The following is a 16,488-nucleotide window of genomic DNA, read 5'->3' on the forward strand; positions in this document are numbered from 1 at the left end:
ATATGGCACAGATTCGACTCGACAATATCCGTAAGAGCTTCGGTGCGCTTGAAGTCATCAAGGGCGTCTCGCTCGATATCCGCAAAGGCGAGTTCATGGTCTTCGTCGGCCCGTCCGGCTGCGGCAAGTCCACGCTGCTGCGGCTGATCTCCGGACTGGAAGACATCAGCTCGGGTACGCTTTCCTTCGATGGCGAGGCCGTCAACCGCTACGCACCGTCGAAGCGCGGCATCGCCATGGTCTTCCAATCCTATGCGCTCTATCCGCATATGACCGTATTCGAGAACATGGCCTTCGGGATGAAACTGTCAGGACGCACCAGGGAAGAATGCAGGGCCCGCGTCGAGCAGGCCGCCGGCATGCTGCAGCTCTCGCCTTATCTCGAACGCCTGCCCCGCCAACTCTCCGGCGGCCAGCGCCAGCGTGTCGCGATCGGCCGCGCCATCGTCCGCGATCCCAAGGTGTTCCTGTTCGACGAGCCGCTGTCGAACCTCGATGCGGCGCTGCGCGTCGCAACGCGTCTGGAGATCGCCAAGCTTCACCGCAGCATGCACGGCACGACGATGATCTACGTCACCCACGACCAGGTCGAGGCGATGACGCTGGCCGACCGCATCTGCGTCCTGCGGGATGGCGTCGTCGAGCAGGTCGGCACGCCGCTCGAACTCTACGAGACACCGAATTCCGTCTTCGTCGCCGGCTTCATCGGTTCGCCGAAAATGAACTTCCTGACCGGTGAATTCGCGGCACCCTACAGTGCCCACACCATCGGTGTTCGCGCCGAGCATATGGAGATCGTTCAGCAGGACGCCGCCTGGAGCGGCACCGTCATTCATTCCGAAATTCTCGGCTCGGACAGCTTCGTCTATCTCGACATCGGCACATCGGAGCCGCTGGTCGTGCGCGAGACGGGCGTCTCCGGCCACCAGCCCGGCCAGAAACTCGGGGTTTCCCCGATGGCTGGCCGTGTTCACCGCTTCGACCAATCCGGACGCGCGCTCGAAAGAGTACCCCTCAAGGGCGCGGCCTGACACCTACCCGAAACCACAGGATCCGCCTCGCTTCCCATCGAGGTCGATCGACCATCCGCATGAAGGAGCAATCACTTGGCTATTCGCACCATTGTCTGGGGTGAAAACATCCACGAAACCACCAATGCCATCGTTCGGGGCATCTATCCCGAAGGCATGCACACCACCATCGCCAATGCCCTGAACACCGATCCGGCGATCCAGGCGACGACGGCCACGCTGCAGGAGCCCGAGCACGGCCTGACGGAAGCCCGCCTTGCCGAAACCGATGTCCTCACCTGGTGGGGTCACAAGGATCACGGCGCGGTCTCCGACGTCGTCGTCGAGCGCGTTGCCAAGCGCGTCTGGGAAGGCATGGGCCTGCTGGTCCTGCACTCCGGCCACTTCTCGAAGATCTTCAAGCGCCTGATGGGCACCCCCTGCGCGCTGAAGTGGCGCGAAGCCGGCGAGCGCGAGCGTCTGTGGACGATCAACCCGCGCCACCCGATCGCCGCTGGCCTCGATGAAAACTTCGTCCTCGAAAACGAGGAAATGTACGGCGAGCAGTTCTCCGTGCCGGAGCCGCTGGAGACGGTCTTCATCTCCTGGTTCCAGGGTGGCGAAGTCTTCCGTTCGGGCCTCACCTGGCGCCGCGGCGCCGGCAACATCTTCTACTTCCGCCCTGGCCATGAAACCTATCCGACCTATCATGATGCCAACGTCCAGAAGGTACTCATCAACGGCGTGAAATGGGCCTATAACCCGCAAGGCGATCTGAAGAGCATCACCGATGCCCCGAATGTCCCCGTCGAAAGGGCTCTTGAGCCGATCGTCGAGCGCGGCCCGCGTCTGCATCAGGCCGGCGAAGCCGGTTACCGCTGAGGAGCACACATATGCGTCTACTCGTTCTTGGTACCGGCTCGATGGCCAGAAACCAGGTTGCCAACTTCCTCGCCATCGATGGCGTGGAGGTTGTCGGCGCCGTCGATACCGATCCGGCACGCCTTGCCGAATTTGCCGATCACTTCCATATCCAGAATCGCTTCCTCTCCCTCGAAGAAGCGATCGCATGGGGTGAATTCGACGCGGCGACCAACGTCACGCCGGATCGCATCCACCATGCGACCAGCCTGGCGCTGATCGCAGCAGGCAAGCATGTATTCTGCGAAAAGCCGCTGGCGGAGCACTATGCCGATGCACTCGAGATGACGGAAGCCGCTGAAGCTGCCGGCGTCATCAACATGGTCAACCTCACCTATCGCAACGTCGCGCCCCTGCAGCGCGCCCGCGAAATGGTGCTGGCTGGTGAGCTCGGCACAATCAGACACGTTGAGGCCTCCTACCTGCAAAGCTGGCTGGTCTCGCGCGCCTGGGGTGACTGGCGCACGGAATCGCGCTGGCTGTGGCGCCTGTCGACCGGCCACGGCTCGAACGGCGTGCTTGGCGATGTCGGCATCCACATCCTCGACTTCGCCGCCTATGGCGCAGCGACCGATATCGACCACGTCTTTGCCCGCCTGAAGACCTTCAACAAGGCTCCCGGCGGCCAGATCGGCGAATATCTGCTGGATGCCAACGACAGCTTCACGATGTCGGTCGATTTCACCAACGGTGCGCTTGGCGTCATCCATGCGACCCGTTGGGCAACCGGCCACCTCAACGAGCTGAAGCTTCGCATCTATGGCGAAAAGGGCAGCCTCGAGGTCATCCATCGCCCGGATGGTTCCGAACTGCGCGGCTGCTTCGGCGAGGACATCGAGACCGCCACCTGGCGCGACATCGAAGTGCCCGCCGTTCTGACGAACTACCAACGCTTTGCCGAAGCCGTCAGAACCGGAAAGCAGGACGACCCGACCTTCCGCCACGCCGCAAACCTGCAGAAGGTCCTCGACCTTGCGATCGTGTCGGAGAAGGAGCGGCGGGAGCTCAATCTGCTGGAGGCCTCCGAGCAGGCTAACCCGGCAAACAAGCGGATACCGCCGCTAACGGTCGTCGTCTGATACGAGAATTCGCCAAGAGGAATAAAGGCCCGCCGATGCGGGCCTTTATCATTTCAAACTACCGCAGACGATCCGCGAGCAGGCTGATCGAAGCAGCGTCGGCATTGGCGAAGGCAAGCCTGAGATAGTGCTCCTGACCTTCCCCGAAATAGCTTCCCGGCAGGCAGACGACACCGGCCTCCTTCGCCAGGCGCTCCGCGACAGCGGCTGAGCTGAGCTCCGCGAACGGATGGCGGATGAACGCGAAATAGGCGCCAAGCGCCCCGATCTCCCAGCCGGGCAACCCTGATATCACGGCCCGCAACGCATCAGCGCGACGTGCGATCTCCAGGCGGTTTTCTGCCTGCCAGTCGGCAAGGATCGGCATCGCCGCGGCAACCGCAACCTGGGCCGCGCGTGGCGCGCAGATCTGCATATTGTCCATGACCTTGGCGATCTCGGCAACGACGTCGACGCCTGCCGTGATCGCCCCGAGGCGATGGCCGGGAATGCAGAAGGACTTCGAGAAGCTGTAGAGCAGGATCAGCGTGTCTTCCCAACCGGGGATCGCAAGCAGCGGATGCGGAGCGCCGTAGCCGTCGGGAAGGAAGTCGCGGTAGGTCTCGTCGACGATCAGCCACGCCCCATGCTTGCGGCAGAGGTTGAACAGCTCCAGCAGCAACTCAGGCGGATAGATCGCGCCTGTCGGATTGTTCGGTGTCACGACCGCCAGTACCTTGGCGCCATCAGCCAGGGCCTTCTCCGCCGAGTGAATCTCCGGCAAAAAGCCGTTCTCGGGGTCGCACTCGACCAGAACGCGCTTGATGCCGAGCATCGACAAAGTCGTCTCCTGATTGAAGTAGAACGGATTGGTCAGTCCCACCGTATCGCCGGAACCGGCAAGCGCGATTGCCGCCGACATGAAGGCCTGGTTGCAGCCCGCGGTGATATGGATGTTGGCTGCCGAAACGGACGCCCCATAGACCTTGGACATATGCCCGGCATAAGCCTCTCTCAGCACGCCCTCGCCCTCGATCGGACCATAGCCCGTCGTCTTCGGCGACGATGCCGCTTCGCCAAGCAGCCGCAGCATTTCAGGATGGGCCGGATAGCCGGGCACCGCCTGCGAAAGATCGACCAACGGCCCCTTGTCGCCCTTGTATTCGCGAGCCCAGGCGAGCACCGAGGGAATGGGAGGCGGAGACAGACGGGAGACAAGCGGATTGGCGAAGGCAGACATGCAGCTCTCTTCTCAAACGAGGTGAACTGTCACTCCTGCACGGAATGAGCTTCCTCGGCAACCGGCATTGAAGGGTGTCGCACAGAGATCGTCAGGAGCCGCAGCAGGCCTTGAGCTTCGAGAGCTTCGGCACCTCGATATGCCTGTTGGCAACGATCGAGATCACCCCATCGGCCTTCAGCTTCGACATCTGGCGAGAGACCGTCTCGATCGTCAGCCCAAGGAAGTCAGCAATGTCAGCCCGCGATAGCGGCAGATCGAACTTGCGCTTTTCGCCGACGGCCTCGGGATCGAGATGCGTTGCGATCAAAAGCAGGAAGCTCGCAACCTTCTCCGCCGCCGTCTTGCGCCCAAGCGTCACCATCCAGTCGCGGGCTTCGTCGAGCTCGCGCAGCGTCTGCGACATCAGGCGTTCGGCAAGCGCAGGATTGCTTTTGACCATGCGCTCCAGCGCCGCCTTCGGAATGCGACAGAGGTTGACGTCGGAAGCCGCCTCCACCGACACTGCATTCTCATTCGCGTTCAGCCTGCCGAGAAGATCGGGCGCGAACTGCAGGCCGACAATCTGCTGGCGTCCGTCCTCCAGCGTCTTGGTGAGCTTCACGACGCCGCGGATGACGGTCGCGTAGGACTCGGCCGGCATCTTCTCGCCGGCAAGCTCATCGCCGGATTCGTGGTTGACCAGGCGCGTATGCGCGGAAAGCGCCAGCAATTCATCGGCGCTGAGCGCACCGCAAATGCCCTTGTGGCGAACCTCGCAGCTCATGCAACGCACTGGTATGTTTGAATTATGTATGTCTTTGCGCATCAAATCAGCTCCGCGCAAAAGCATAGACTACAGCTGCAGCGGGAGAACAGCGTTTTCTTGATCGAGATCAAAGTGTCGCCGTTCGGGGCCGGTTATGGCTTCCCCAAAAGGACACGCCATGAACGCCGAACTCATCGCCCGCTACGCCGCTCGCGTGCCACGCTACACCAGCTACCCAACGGCTCCGCACTTCCATGACGGCGTCGACGAAGCGGTCTATCGGGAATGGCTCGGCCAGGAGGCGGATGGATCGCTGTCGCTATATCTGCATATCCCGTTTTGCGATCGGCTCTGCTCCTATTGCGGCTGCCATACCAAGCAGGTGCGCCGCTACGACCCGATCGCCGCCTATCTCGATGTTCTCAACAGGGAGATCGAGCTTGTTGCCGGGTGCCTGCCCGAGCGGCGCAAGGTCAGTGCGATCCATTTCGGCGGCGGTTCGCCGACGATCGTGAACCCAATAGACCTGCAGAGATTGCGCGACACACTGGATCGGCATTTCGATATTGCATCGAACGCCGAGATCAGCGTCGAGATCGACCCGACTCATGTCGACGCCGAGCGCCTGCAGGCATGGAGATCCCTGGGCATAACGCGGGCAAGTGTCGGCGTGCAGGATTTCGAGCCGATCGTACAGACCGCGATCAACCGCCCACAAAGCTTCGAGGAGACGGCTGACGTCGTGACCACGCTAAGAGATCTCGGTGTCTCCTCGATCAATCTCGATATCGTCTATGGCCTGCCGCACCAAAACAAAACGATGCTGTTGAGAACGATCGAACAATGTCTCTCCATGGCGCCCGATCGGATCGCCATGTTCGGCTATGCCCATGTCCCCTGGATGAAGAAGCATCAGTCGCAGATTGATGCAGCGACGTTGGCCGGTCCGGTGGAACGCTTCGAGATGGTGGCTGCCGGTGCCGAGGCCATTCTTGCCGCCGAATATGTGGCTGTCGGGATCGATCATTTTGCAAAGCCAGGTGACTGCATGGCACAGAAGCTTTCCCACGGCACGCTTCGACGCAATTTCCAAGGCTACACCACCGACGAGGCGGACGCATTGATCGGTTTCGGCGCGTCCTCGATCGGGCGGCTGCCGCAGGGCTATGTCCAGAACATCACGGCGACGGGGCAATACTGCCGGGCAATCCTGGACGGTCGTCTACCTGTTGCTCGCGGCTTTTCCCTCTCTGACGGCGACCGCGCAGCTGCGTCCGCCATCGAGGATCTGATGTGCAGCTACGCCTTCTCTGTCTCCGATCTCCGATCACGCTTTGGACGCGCCGCCGACGCTGTCGTCACCGATGCGATGCGGGCGCATCTATTCAACGAGGATGAACTGACGACATTCGACGGCAACACCTTCGCGATCACACCGAAAGGCCGGCCCTTCGTGCGGGCGATCGCTGCGAAATTCGATCGTTATCTCGATCAGGGGCGGGCGAAACATTCGATCGCCGTTTGATCCAGATCAAGTTCTGTCGCGGCGAATCTTCCTATGACTCGCCGCGACACCAAATTGCCGCAGCCTTTGTTCCCCGATTGCCCATAGAGCCAAGCCAGTTATAGTAATTTCAGAAATTTCTGAAATCACAGACATAACGGAAACCCCGATGAACCTTCCGCCGCTTGTTCAATCCTTCGTTCTCCACTTCGGTGAAATGGGCTCGCGCTGGGGCATCAACCGCACGGTCGGCCAGATCTATGCGCTGCTCTACGTGTCTCCTTCGCCGCTATGCGCCGAGGAAATCGCCGATGCCCTCAGCATCTCGCGCTCGAATGTCTCGATGAGCCTGCGCGAACTTCAGACCTGGAACCTGGTGCTGCTGAAGCACAAGCCGGATGACCGGCGCGACTTCTTCACCACGCCCGACGATGTCTGGCAGATTCTGCGCACTCTGGCCGAAGAGCGCAAGAAGCGAGAGGTAGACCCGACGCTCTCGGTCCTTCGCGAAATCCTGATGCAGCGGCCGGCAAGTGAAGCCGAGCGCCATGCGCAAGAGCGCATGAGCGAGATGCACGCGCTGATCGAGCAGCTAACGCATTGGTATGAAGACGTAAAACAACTTGAAACCGAGCGCCTTGCAACGCTACTCTCTTTAGGTGCGAAAGTGACGAAGCTGTTGGAGGCCAAGGATCGAGTTGTTTCGCTCGGCCGCAGCCGCCGGCCCAATCCTGCGAACAAGAGTTAGCGCTATGGGGAGTGCTTACTTAGACGCAAGTGGAAAGCAGGCTTTCGGCAAGCCGGAAAAACCTGTGCCCAGACATCGCGGGCTTCGAATGGCAGCAGCCGTCCAGACGCTCGCATCGCTGATCTGGATACCGCAGGCGGCCATTCTCGCCACCGCAGTCGGCAGGATCGCAGATGGCGGCGGCTTCAACGAGGTCTTCGGGCTCGCCGTTTATATCGCCCTGCTTGGGATAACGAAAAGCTGTCTCGAAGCGGCGGGCGGTCGCATGGCATTTCGTGCCGCCCGAACCGAACTGACGGCCCGGCGCGAACTTGCCACAGCAGCCCTCGCCAGACGCTCGCCGATCGACAGCACAAGACCGAGTTCCGGCGAAGCCGCAAGCGTCATCGGCGAGCAGGCCGAAATGATCGTTCCCTATCTCTCGCGCTTTCAGCCGGCCCGTTTCAAGGCGAGTGCCGTACCATCGGTCATCCTAGCCTGCGTTGTCCCGATTTCGTGGATTGCCGCCCTCATTCTCCTGTTTGCCATGCCACTGATCCCGGTCTTCATGGCGCTGATCGGCTGGCGTGCGCAGGCGGCCAGCGAGAAGCAGCTGGCCGCGACCGGAGGCCTCAACGGCTTCCTCCTCGATCGCCTGCGTGGCATGGCGACGATCCGTTCGCTGGGTGCCGTCGATGTTACCGCAACAAGACTCAGGGCAGACTCTGAGTCGCTGAAAACCCGAACGATGGCCGTCCTGAAGATCGCCTTCCTGTCGTCGGCTGTTCTGGAGCTTTTCGCAGCGCTGGGCGTCGCTCTGGTCGCCGTCTACGTCGGCTTCTCGCTGCTCGGCGAAATCCGTTTCGGCGCCTGGGCCGGAGGCCTCGATCTGACGAGCGGCCTCTTCGTGCTGCTGCTTGCACCTGCGTTCTTTGAGCCGCTGCGGGAGCTCTCTGCCGTCTGGCATGATCGCGCCGCCGGCGAGGCCGCCATGAAGGCAATCGATGCTTTAAATGTGGAAGGCCTTCAACTGCCCACCGCAACCGACGCACCCGCCGTGGCACCGGCCGGCGCCATCCGCCTGGCCAATGTCGGCTTCCGTTACGGCAAGGACAGCAACGCCGCCATCGATGGATTTGATTTGAGCGTCCGTGCTGGCGAGCATGTTGCGCTTCTCGGCCCCAGCGGCTCTGGTAAATCGACCCTGCTCGCGCTGATCGCTGGTCACGTGACCGGCGACACCGGCAGCGTCACGATCGACGGACAGCCGGTCAGCCCCGCCCTTCATGATAAGATCGCCTGGGTCGGCCAGAAGCCGCACATATTTGCCGGCACCATCGCGGGCAACATTTCGCTCGGCCGACCGAACGTTTCCATGCAATCTGTGGCAGAAGCACTCAATCTCGCAAAGCTCAACCGTTTCGCCCGCAGCCACGCTCGCCGTCCGCTTGGCGATGGTGGTGTGGGAGTATCAGGCGGCGAAGCGTTGCGCCTCGCCATCGCCCGTGCCGCCTGCAATGCGGAAGCGTGTATCGTACTTGCGGACGAGCCGACCGCGCACCTTGATGCCGAAACCGCAAGCGAGATCACCGAGAGCCTCCTTGCCCTTGCCAAGGGACGCACGCTCGTTGTCGCGACTCACGATCCGCAGCTTGCTGCCCGCATGGAGCAGACGATCCTCCTCGATCGCGAAACTGTACGGGAGGCCGCCGAATGAGCGCATCGCTTTCCACCCTCAGGCCGATCGCCAAGCTTTTCCTTGCCGAACGCCGCCGCGGCCTGCTCCTCGGAGCTGCGCTTTCGGCGACCACGGTATCGGCAGGAATTGCCCTGCTTGGTCTCTCCGGGTGGTTCATCACTGCCACCGGCATTGCCGGACTTTCCGCAGCGGCGGTCGCTACGTTCGACGTGTTCATGCCGTCGGCCGGCATCCGCCTGCTTGCACTCGGCCGGACCGCCTCGCGTTACGGCGAGCGGCTAACCACTCACGACGCAACGCTGAGCGTACTCGCCGCCCTGCGCGAGCGCCTATTTCGTGGATGGGCGGCACCCGGCGCCGCACGCGAACTCGCACGCCGGCCCGCCCGGCTGCTTTTCCGTCTGACCGGCGACATCGACGCGCTGGATTCCCTTTATCTACGTGTGCTGGTTCCGACCGGCGTGGCAATCATTGCGGCACTTTCCGCAAGCATCGCCCTCGGTCCAATGAACCCGCTCTTCGGGCTGGCCGTCGGTGCCACCCTCCTCGGCACGGGGCTCGGCATTCCACTGTTGGCCGGACGCCGGGCAACAAAGCATGCCCGCCGCCGCACCTACGGCATCGAAGCCATTCGCGCCCGCACCATCGATCTCGTCGCTGGGCAAACCGACTTGTTGATGGCCGGACGCCTCGACGCCCAACGGGCTGCGATTGCCGACGCTGACCGCTACGCAGCCTCTGCCGATGATCGCCTGAACCGCATCGAAACCGGCGTTACCTTCGGTTTCGGCTTAGCGACGACCGCTCTTCTGGCCGGTTCGCTACTTGCCGTTGCGGCATTGGCCGGAGCGCAAGCAATCAGCCCAGCGGTTGCCACGCTGGGTATCCTGATCGCATTCGCCGCGGTCGAACCCTTCGGTGCGCTGCGTCGCGGAGCGATGGAACTTGGCCGCACGCTTCTTTCTGCCCGCCGCATCGCGCCTCGCCTGTCGGCAAACGAAGACCCGCACAGCAACGCGACTCCGCGTCCCGGATTTGCGTTTCGCCTGGATCGCGTCAGCGCAGGATACGACGCGGAAACGCCTGTGCTTCACGAGGTCGACCTCGACCTACCGGCAGGCGCGAAGCTGGCGCTGGTCGGCGCCAGCGGTGCAGGTAAGTCGACACTTCTGTCGCTCCTCGCAGCCGAAATGTTCCCAACCGAAGGAGCCGCCGAAGGACTCGACGCCACGCTTCTGACGCAACGGACGGAGCTCTTCCAAGATAGCGTTCGCGGCAATCTCCAACTCGCGAGCCCCGACGCAGCGGATGCCGCGTTGCGCGACGCACTTATCGCTGCAGGCCTCCTGCAGGATGTCGCAGCCCTACCGCGTGGCCTCGACACTCAACTTGGCGAAGGCGGCATGGGGCTCTCGGGTGGTCAGTCGCGCCGCCTTGCTCTTGCCCGCCTGTTCCTCCGCGACACGCCACTCTGGCTGCTGGACGAACCAACGGAGGGCCTCGACGGCGCAACCGCGCGGGACGTCATGCAACGTCTGGCCGAGCAAGCCGTGGGGCGCTCGCTTGTCATCGCCACGCATATCCGTCGCGAAGCAGCAATCGCGGATGTCATCGCCGTCATGGAGGATGGGCGCATCACAGAAGTTTCACGTCGCGGAGAGGCGGCGTTCGAAAAGGCTTTGAACCGGCTGAGACCGGACTGAGCCACACCGCATGGCCGCCCGGCAATCCGGCTTGGCGGAGACTCTTCATATCCCGTGGGACCGTGGGAGAAAGACAATGGAACTGGACATAGTTGCGCTATCGCGCTTCCAATTTGCGCTGACTGCGCTTTACCACTTTTTATTCGTACCTTTGACGCTAGGGCTCTCCGTATTGCTCGCTATCATGGAGACGGTCTACGTCATGACCGGCCGCCAGATCTGGCGGCAGATGACGAAGTTCTGGGGCATACTCTTCGGTATCAACTTTGCGATCGGTGTCGCCACCGGCATCGTCATGGAATTCCAGTTCGGCATGAATTGGAGCTACTACAGCTACTATGTCGGCGATATCTTCGGCGCTCCGCTCGCGATCGAGGGGCTGATGGCCTTCTTCCTCGAGGCGACCTTCGTCGGCCTGTTCTTCTTCGGATGGGACAAGCTGTCAAAGGTGGGTCACCTGGTGGCGACATGGTGCGTGGCGCTTGGCTCCAACTTCTCGGCGCTCTGGATTCTCATCGCCAACGGCTGGATGCAGAACCCGGTCGGTTCGGCGCTCAATCCGCAAACGATGCGGATGGAGGTCACCAGCTTCTTCGACGTGGTCTTCAACCCCGTCGCCCAGGCGAAATTTGTCCACACCGTCTCGGCTGGTTACGTCTGCGCCTCGATCTTCGTGCTCGGCGTTTCTGCCTGGTACATGCTGAAGGGTCGCCATCTGCAAATGGCCAAGCGCTCGATGACGGTTGCCGCATCTTTCGGCCTGGCATCGGCGCTTTCGGTCGTCGTCCTCGGCGATGAAAGCGGCTACCTCGCAACTGAAAACCAGAAGATGAAGCTTGCCGCCATCGAGGCCATGTGGAAGACGGAACCGGCACCGGCTGCCTTCACCGCCTTCGGCTTCCCGGATCAGGAAGCTCGCGAAACGCATTTCGCCGTTCATATTCCCTGGGTAATGGGCCTGATCGGTACCCGCTCCCTGACAACGGAAATCCCCGGCATCGACCAACTGGAACAGAAGGCTGAGGCTCGTATCCGCGACGGTATCAAGGCTTACGACGCGCTGATGCAGATCCGCGCGGCCGCAACGCCGGATGCGATCGCACCTCAGCTGCGCAGTTCCTTCGAGGAAATCGGGCACGAGCTTGGCTATGCTCTCCTTCTGAAGCGCTATGTCGATGATCCACGCCAGGCGACCGACGCGCAGATCACCCAGGCCGCACGCGATACCGTTCCGCATGTGCCGACGCTCTTCTGGTCGTTCCGCATCATGGTCGGGCTCGGCATGTTCTTCATCGTCCTGACGGCAACCTTCTTCTGGCTGTCGGCGCGACGTCACTTGGACAAGTACCCATTGCTGCTGAAGATCGCCGTCTTCGCCATCCCGCTTCCCTGGATTGCCATCGAAGCCGGCTGGATCGTCGCAGAGATCGGACGCCAGCCCTGGGTCATCGAAGGCGTGCTGCCGACGGCAATGGCCGTGTCGAGCCTCGGCGCAAGCACGGTTCTGCTGACGATCTGTGGCTTTGCTGCCCTCTATACCGCCCTCATCGTCGTCGAGATGACGCTCATGATCCGGGCCATCCAGAAGGGACCGGACCCTGACAACGAGCCGGAAGCCGAACTCATCTCCGAAACTCTCGTCCCCGCAGCGGAGTGATCCATCATGATCCTGCACGAACTCATAGACTACGAAATCCTGCGCATGATCTGGTGGCTGCTCCTCGGGGTGCTGCTGATCGCCTTCGCCGCCACGGACGGCTTCGACCTTGGCGTCGGCACGCTGCTTCCCTTCGTCGCAAAGACGGACACGGAGAGGCGCGTCGCCATCAACACGATCGGCCCGGTCTGGGAAGGAAACCAGGTGTGGCTGATCCTCGGCGGCGGCGCCATCTTCGCGGCTTGGCCGCCGCTTTATGCAGTGTCGTTCTCAGGCTTTTATCTCGCGATGTTCGCGATTCTGCTGGCGCTCATCCTGCGTCCGGTTGGGTTTAAATACCGCTCGAAGCGAGAGAGCGCGCGTTGGCGCAGCAACTGGGATTGGGCGCTGTTCATTGGCGGCTTCGTCCCGTCACTGATCTTCGGCGTCGCGGTCGGTAATGTGCTGCAAGGCGTGCCGTTCCGCTTCGATCCAGCTGATATGAGGATCTTCTATGAGGGTTCGTTCTTTGGACTGTTGAACCCCTACGCCCTGCTTTGCGGACTGCTCTCGGTCTCCATGTTGGTCTTGCACGGAGCCTCCTGGCTGGTCCTTAAAACCACAGGCCCGGTTGCCGAGCGGGCAAGAACCTATGGCAGCCTTGCCTCGCTCGCCGTGATCGTTCTCTTTGCGCTTGGCGGAATCTTCCTGGCGATTGGGGTGAACGGCTATAGCATTACCAGTGAGATCAACCCTGGCGGCCCGTCGAACCCGCTCTTCAAGACGGCCACTCATGACGGCTCGTGGCTCGCCAACTACGGCACTCATCCGTGGATGCTGATCGCCCCGATCCTCGGCTTCGCGGGGGCCGCCGCTGCCTTCCTCGCGCTGCGGGCAAGGTGGGAGGTCGCGGCTCTGCTCTTCAGCAAGCTGTCGATCTTTGGCATCATTTCCACCGTCGGCCTTTCGATGTTCCCGTTCATCCTGCCCTCGTCGCTAGAGCCCAACTCGAGCCTGACGGTATGGGATGCATCGTCGAGCCATTCCACCCTGTTCACCATGCTCGTCGTCTCGGTGATCTTCCTGCCGATCATCTTCGCCTACACCGCCTGGGTCTACAAAGTGCTCTGGGGAAAGGTCGACGAGAAGACGGTCACCGACAAGAGCGGCCACGCCTACTGAAGGAGAACAACAATGTGGTATTTCGCATGGATACTTGGCCTGCCCTTGGCCGCCGCCTTCGCAGTCCTCAACGCGATGTGGTACGAACTGATGGATGACGAGGCGAAGAAGCGAAAGCAGTAACGCGCTCCGGCCTCGATTTGAGAACGACAAAGGGACGGTCCTTCGAGGGACCGTCCCTTTTCTTTAGCGGGATAGCAGCGCTTCCGCTGCCGTATTCCTTAACCCTGGCAGACTTCAGTAGCTTGCGGCGACGAAGATCCGAGCCAGCGCCTCAACGCCAGCTTGGTCCTCGGTGTCGAATCTCGCCGCCGTCGGGCTGTCGAGATCGATAACGCCGAGGATCTTGCCGTCGTGATGAAGCGGCACGACGAGTTCCGAACGCGAAGCTGCGTCACAGGCGATGTGTCCCGGAAACGCATGCACGTCCTCGACGAGGATCGATGCCCCTTTTTCGACAGCGGTTCCGCAGACCCCGCGGCCAACCGCGATGCGGACACAGGCCGGTCTGCCCTGGAATGGTCCGAGAACCAGCTCGCTATCCGACTTGAGGAAATAGAAGCCCGCCCAGTTCAGATCCGGCATCATTTCGAACATGAGCGCCGAGGTATTCGCAGCATTGGCGATCGCATCGCTCTCGCCATGCAGAAGCCCCTGCAATTGCTGGCAAAGCTCTTTGTAGAAATCGGCCTTGTTGGCAGAATTTATCGTCGCGGCTTGAAACATGTCCGTTATCGCCCTGTTTGTCTCATCAGCGACGATATAGTCGCACGCATCCCACTTGCCAAACGCAATCGTGAAGGGCGACATGAACCGTCACGTCACCAGATGGTGATAGTTGTCAGCGGCCATCTTGCCGGTCGACAATAAGACTCTATCTAGTTCCTATCGCGACCTATTGCGGATCGCGACTTAAGTCGGCCGGCAGCTGCGGTTTGCGCGCACGGCGATACGGACGGTTAGGTAAAGCGCCTGCCGCCCCTCATTGTTAGGGCATTCCGACAAGCGGAGCAGCCAACTCGACCACGGCTGCGCAGGAAGTCATGAACCGCTTCGGCTGGGCAGATAGATGCATTGATTTCACGCAGAGGTAAGAACGATGACACCGGAAGACAGACGGGCGGTCTTTAGCCACCGCCAGATCGCCGCAATTATTGAAGGCATCATGCAGGAAGACGGCACCGAGGAGCCGATCATGGGAAAATCGCTTGGCGAGGCGATCCTCTTCGTATCGGAAGAAGCGGCGACCAGCGCATCCAGCGCCCATGTCATTTACGGCGACAACGGCTCGCTTAGCTATACCGATTGCCTGAGCGTTTACCGCGACTACGGCGCGGCGCTTCGCCAGACTCCGAATTGAGACAGCGCGCTGGGCTCCCCGCCCAGCGCTCCTCCCGATAAGCGAAGGATGCAGTCGATATGGCGAAGCGAAGTGCAGGTCTGTTGATCTACCGCCTCCATGATGATGACTACGAGGTCCTCCTGGTCCACCCGGGGGGACCCTATTGGGCCAAGAAGGATATAGGCGCCTGGTCGATCCCCAAGGGCCTCGTCAACGAAGACGAAGATGAACTGGACGCAGCAAGGCGTGAAGCCCGCGAAGAACTCGGGATTGAAGTCGAAGGCAGCTTTCATCATCTCGGTGACTACAAGCAACCCGGTGGCAAGATTGTTGCTGCCTGGGCCGTTGAGGCCGACATCGACCTGGAAGCGGTGGCCAGCAATAACTTTCGGATGGAGTGGCCGCCGCGCTCTGGGGTGATGGCGGAGTTTCCGGAAGTCGACCGGGCCGAATGGTTCACATTGTCGGATGCCGAGCGAAAGATTCTGAAAGGCCAACAGCCGCTGCTCGCGGATTTCCTCCGGAGGCGATCGCAGAGCCCATTAGAGATATATGTAACCTAAGGTCCGGCGAACGCTGGCCAGCGATTGTGCATGGCAGCTATTCGCAATCGGCTGTCGCTTTGCCGTCAGCAATCCGTAAAGATTGCAAGACCCTCTTCCGGACGAATCTGACTCATGACAGCCCCCTCCTCTGCACTGCGCGGTGTTCTCGTCGCGTTTGGTGCATATGCCGTGTTTGCCTTCAGCGATGCATCGATCAAGCTCCTGCATGGCGGCGTGCCAGCTTACCAGATCGCTTTTATCGGCGCGCTCTTCGGCGGTGCTGCCCTGCCGTTTATCAAAGGAAGGGGCGACTCCTGGTTCGATATTGTCAGAAGCACGAACCGCCCTCTATGGCTACTGAGGTTCGCCTGCGGCGCGATAGGTGCGATCGCGTCGATCATCACGTTTACGAAGCTGCCGATGGCCGAGGCCTTCTGCTTGCTGTTTCTCCTGCCGTCGTTCGTGACCATCCTGTCGGTAATCTTCCTCAGGGAAGATGTCCGCTGGCAGCGCTGGGCTGCTGTCATCGTCGGCTTCTTCGGCGTTCTGGTCGTGCTGCGACCGGGCTTCCGCGAACTGTCCGCCGGTCACCTGGCCGCGGCGATCGGCGGTCTCGTTGCTGCAATCTCGATTGTCGTGATGCGTAAGATGGGGCCAGCCGAAAAGCGCCTGTCGCTATACGGTGCGGCACTGCTCGGTACGATCGCCGTCAGCGGCATCATGATGCTGTCCGAGATGGTCGTGCCGACACCACGCCAATGGCTGTTCATTGCAAGCTACGGCCTTCTCGGCGCGGCTGGCAACGTGATGCTGATGACCGCCGCCCGGCTGGCGCCGGCCAACCTCGTTGCCCCACCTCAGTACAGTCAGATGCTGTGGGCAATCGCGTTCGGATATCTGATCTTCGACGACAGCATCGACCTGCCGATGGCTGCCGGTATCGTTCTCATCGTCTGTTCCGGCTTGTTGACGCTGGCACGTGAAAAGAAGCGCGGCACTCCGCTGCCACGGGCCGTCGTTTCGGCTGACAGCCAGGCGCCGCTTGCAACCTCGGCGGAAGAGACTGACCACGCAGAACGGCCGGCACAGAGCGGCTCCCACGCGGTCTCCCACGCCTAAAAAAACCGCCCTTGCCTAGGTCGGAAAGACCGTTGGCAAAGGCGGTTCTATTTC

Annotated in this window: 16 protein-coding genes; 13 read left to right on the top strand and 3 right to left on the bottom strand. The window is 61.4% G+C overall.

Annotated features, from left to right (window positions below):
* Positions 1 to 2 precede the first annotated feature (2 nt).
* The 3 genes from FHT76_RS22255 to FHT76_RS22265 all read left to right on the top strand — a co-directional run bounded on the left by FHT76_RS22255 (position 3) and on the right by FHT76_RS22265 (position 3,010).
* Complete coding sequence (locus tag FHT76_RS22255; RefSeq protein ID WP_183861038.1) at positions 3 to 1,031, top strand: ABC transporter ATP-binding protein; 1,029 nt, start codon at positions 3 to 5, stop codon at positions 1,029 to 1,031.
* 75 nt (positions 1,032 to 1,106) lie between these two features.
* Positions 1,107 to 1,892, top strand: coding sequence for a ThuA domain-containing protein (locus tag FHT76_RS22260; protein WP_183861040.1), 786 nt, complete (start codon positions 1,107 to 1,109; stop codon positions 1,890 to 1,892).
* A gap of 11 nt (positions 1,893 to 1,903) precedes the next feature.
* Positions 1,904 to 3,010 carry a Gfo/Idh/MocA family protein gene (locus FHT76_RS22265; RefSeq protein ID WP_183861042.1) on the top strand — a complete coding sequence of 369 codons (1,107 nt, stop codon included), beginning with the start codon at positions 1,904 to 1,906 and terminating at the stop codon, positions 3,008 to 3,010.
* Positions 3,011 to 3,068: 58 nt separating this feature from the next.
* On the opposite strand, the gene FHT76_RS22270 is transcribed toward FHT76_RS22265, so the two are convergent.
* Entirely contained in the window at positions 3,069 to 4,229 is a 1,161-nt protein-coding gene (locus FHT76_RS22270; RefSeq protein ID WP_183861044.1) for an aminotransferase, read from the bottom strand.
* Between the two features lie 91 nt (positions 4,230 to 4,320).
* On the bottom strand, positions 4,321 to 5,037 hold the full coding sequence (locus tag FHT76_RS22275) for a Crp/Fnr family transcriptional regulator (protein ID WP_246712578.1): 717 nt from the start codon (positions 5,035 to 5,037) through the stop codon (positions 4,321 to 4,323).
* A 118-nt stretch (positions 5,038 to 5,155) separates the two neighbouring features.
* Between FHT76_RS22275 and hemN the strand changes: the two genes are divergently transcribed.
* From hemN to cydX, 7 genes are all read left to right on the top strand, one after another.
* A complete protein-coding gene (gene hemN / locus FHT76_RS22280; protein WP_183861046.1) occupies positions 5,156 to 6,502 on the top strand; it encodes an oxygen-independent coproporphyrinogen III oxidase in 1,347 nt (448 codons plus the stop codon).
* A gap of 148 nt (positions 6,503 to 6,650) precedes the next feature.
* Complete coding sequence (locus tag FHT76_RS22285) at positions 6,651 to 7,229, top strand: GbsR/MarR family transcriptional regulator (RefSeq protein WP_016554605.1); 579 nt, start codon at positions 6,651 to 6,653, stop codon at positions 7,227 to 7,229.
* A 4-nt stretch (positions 7,230 to 7,233) separates the two neighbouring features.
* Positions 7,234 to 8,925: a thiol reductant ABC exporter subunit CydD gene (cydD, locus tag FHT76_RS22290; RefSeq protein ID WP_183861048.1), complete on the top strand. Its 1,692-nt coding sequence runs from the start codon at positions 7,234 to 7,236 to the stop codon at positions 8,923 to 8,925.
* Positions 8,922 to 10,610, top strand: coding sequence for an amino acid ABC transporter ATP-binding/permease protein (locus FHT76_RS22295; RefSeq protein WP_183861050.1), 1,689 nt, complete (start codon positions 8,922 to 8,924; stop codon positions 10,608 to 10,610). Before cydD ends, FHT76_RS22295 begins: the two co-directional genes overlap by 4 nt.
* A 76-nt stretch (positions 10,611 to 10,686) precedes the next feature.
* Complete coding sequence (locus FHT76_RS22300; protein ID WP_183861052.1) at positions 10,687 to 12,267, top strand: cytochrome ubiquinol oxidase subunit I; 1,581 nt, start codon at positions 10,687 to 10,689, stop codon at positions 12,265 to 12,267.
* Between the two features lie 6 nt (positions 12,268 to 12,273).
* Positions 12,274 to 13,428: a cytochrome d ubiquinol oxidase subunit II gene (cydB, locus tag FHT76_RS22305; RefSeq protein ID WP_183861054.1), complete on the top strand. Its 1,155-nt coding sequence runs from the start codon at positions 12,274 to 12,276 to the stop codon at positions 13,426 to 13,428.
* 12 nt (positions 13,429 to 13,440) lie between these two features.
* A complete protein-coding gene (cydX, locus tag FHT76_RS22310; protein WP_007790147.1) occupies positions 13,441 to 13,551 on the top strand; it encodes a cytochrome bd-I oxidase subunit CydX in 111 nt (36 codons plus the stop codon).
* A gap of 114 nt (positions 13,552 to 13,665) precedes the next feature.
* Here the strand turns inward: cydX and FHT76_RS22315 are convergent, their stop codons facing one another.
* Complete coding sequence (locus tag FHT76_RS22315; RefSeq protein WP_183861416.1) at positions 13,666 to 14,154, bottom strand: GAF domain-containing protein; 489 nt, start codon at positions 14,152 to 14,154, stop codon at positions 13,666 to 13,668.
* Positions 14,155 to 14,527: 373 nt separating this feature from the next.
* Between FHT76_RS22315 and FHT76_RS22320 the strand changes: the two genes are divergently transcribed.
* The 3 genes from FHT76_RS22320 to FHT76_RS22330 all read left to right on the top strand — a co-directional run bounded on the left by FHT76_RS22320 (position 14,528) and on the right by FHT76_RS22330 (position 16,434).
* Positions 14,528 to 14,788: a hypothetical protein gene (locus FHT76_RS22320; RefSeq protein WP_016554611.1), complete on the top strand. Its 261-nt coding sequence runs from the start codon at positions 14,528 to 14,530 to the stop codon at positions 14,786 to 14,788.
* Positions 14,789 to 14,847: 59 nt separating this feature from the next.
* Complete coding sequence (locus FHT76_RS22325) at positions 14,848 to 15,333, top strand: NUDIX domain-containing protein (RefSeq protein WP_183861056.1); 486 nt, start codon at positions 14,848 to 14,850, stop codon at positions 15,331 to 15,333.
* Between the two features lie 114 nt (positions 15,334 to 15,447).
* Positions 15,448 to 16,434, top strand: coding sequence for a DMT family transporter (locus FHT76_RS22330; protein WP_259129484.1), 987 nt, complete (start codon positions 15,448 to 15,450; stop codon positions 16,432 to 16,434).
* The last annotated feature ends 54 nt before the right edge of the window (positions 16,435 to 16,488 follow it).

Source organism: Rhizobium sp. BK176, assembly GCF_024808055.1.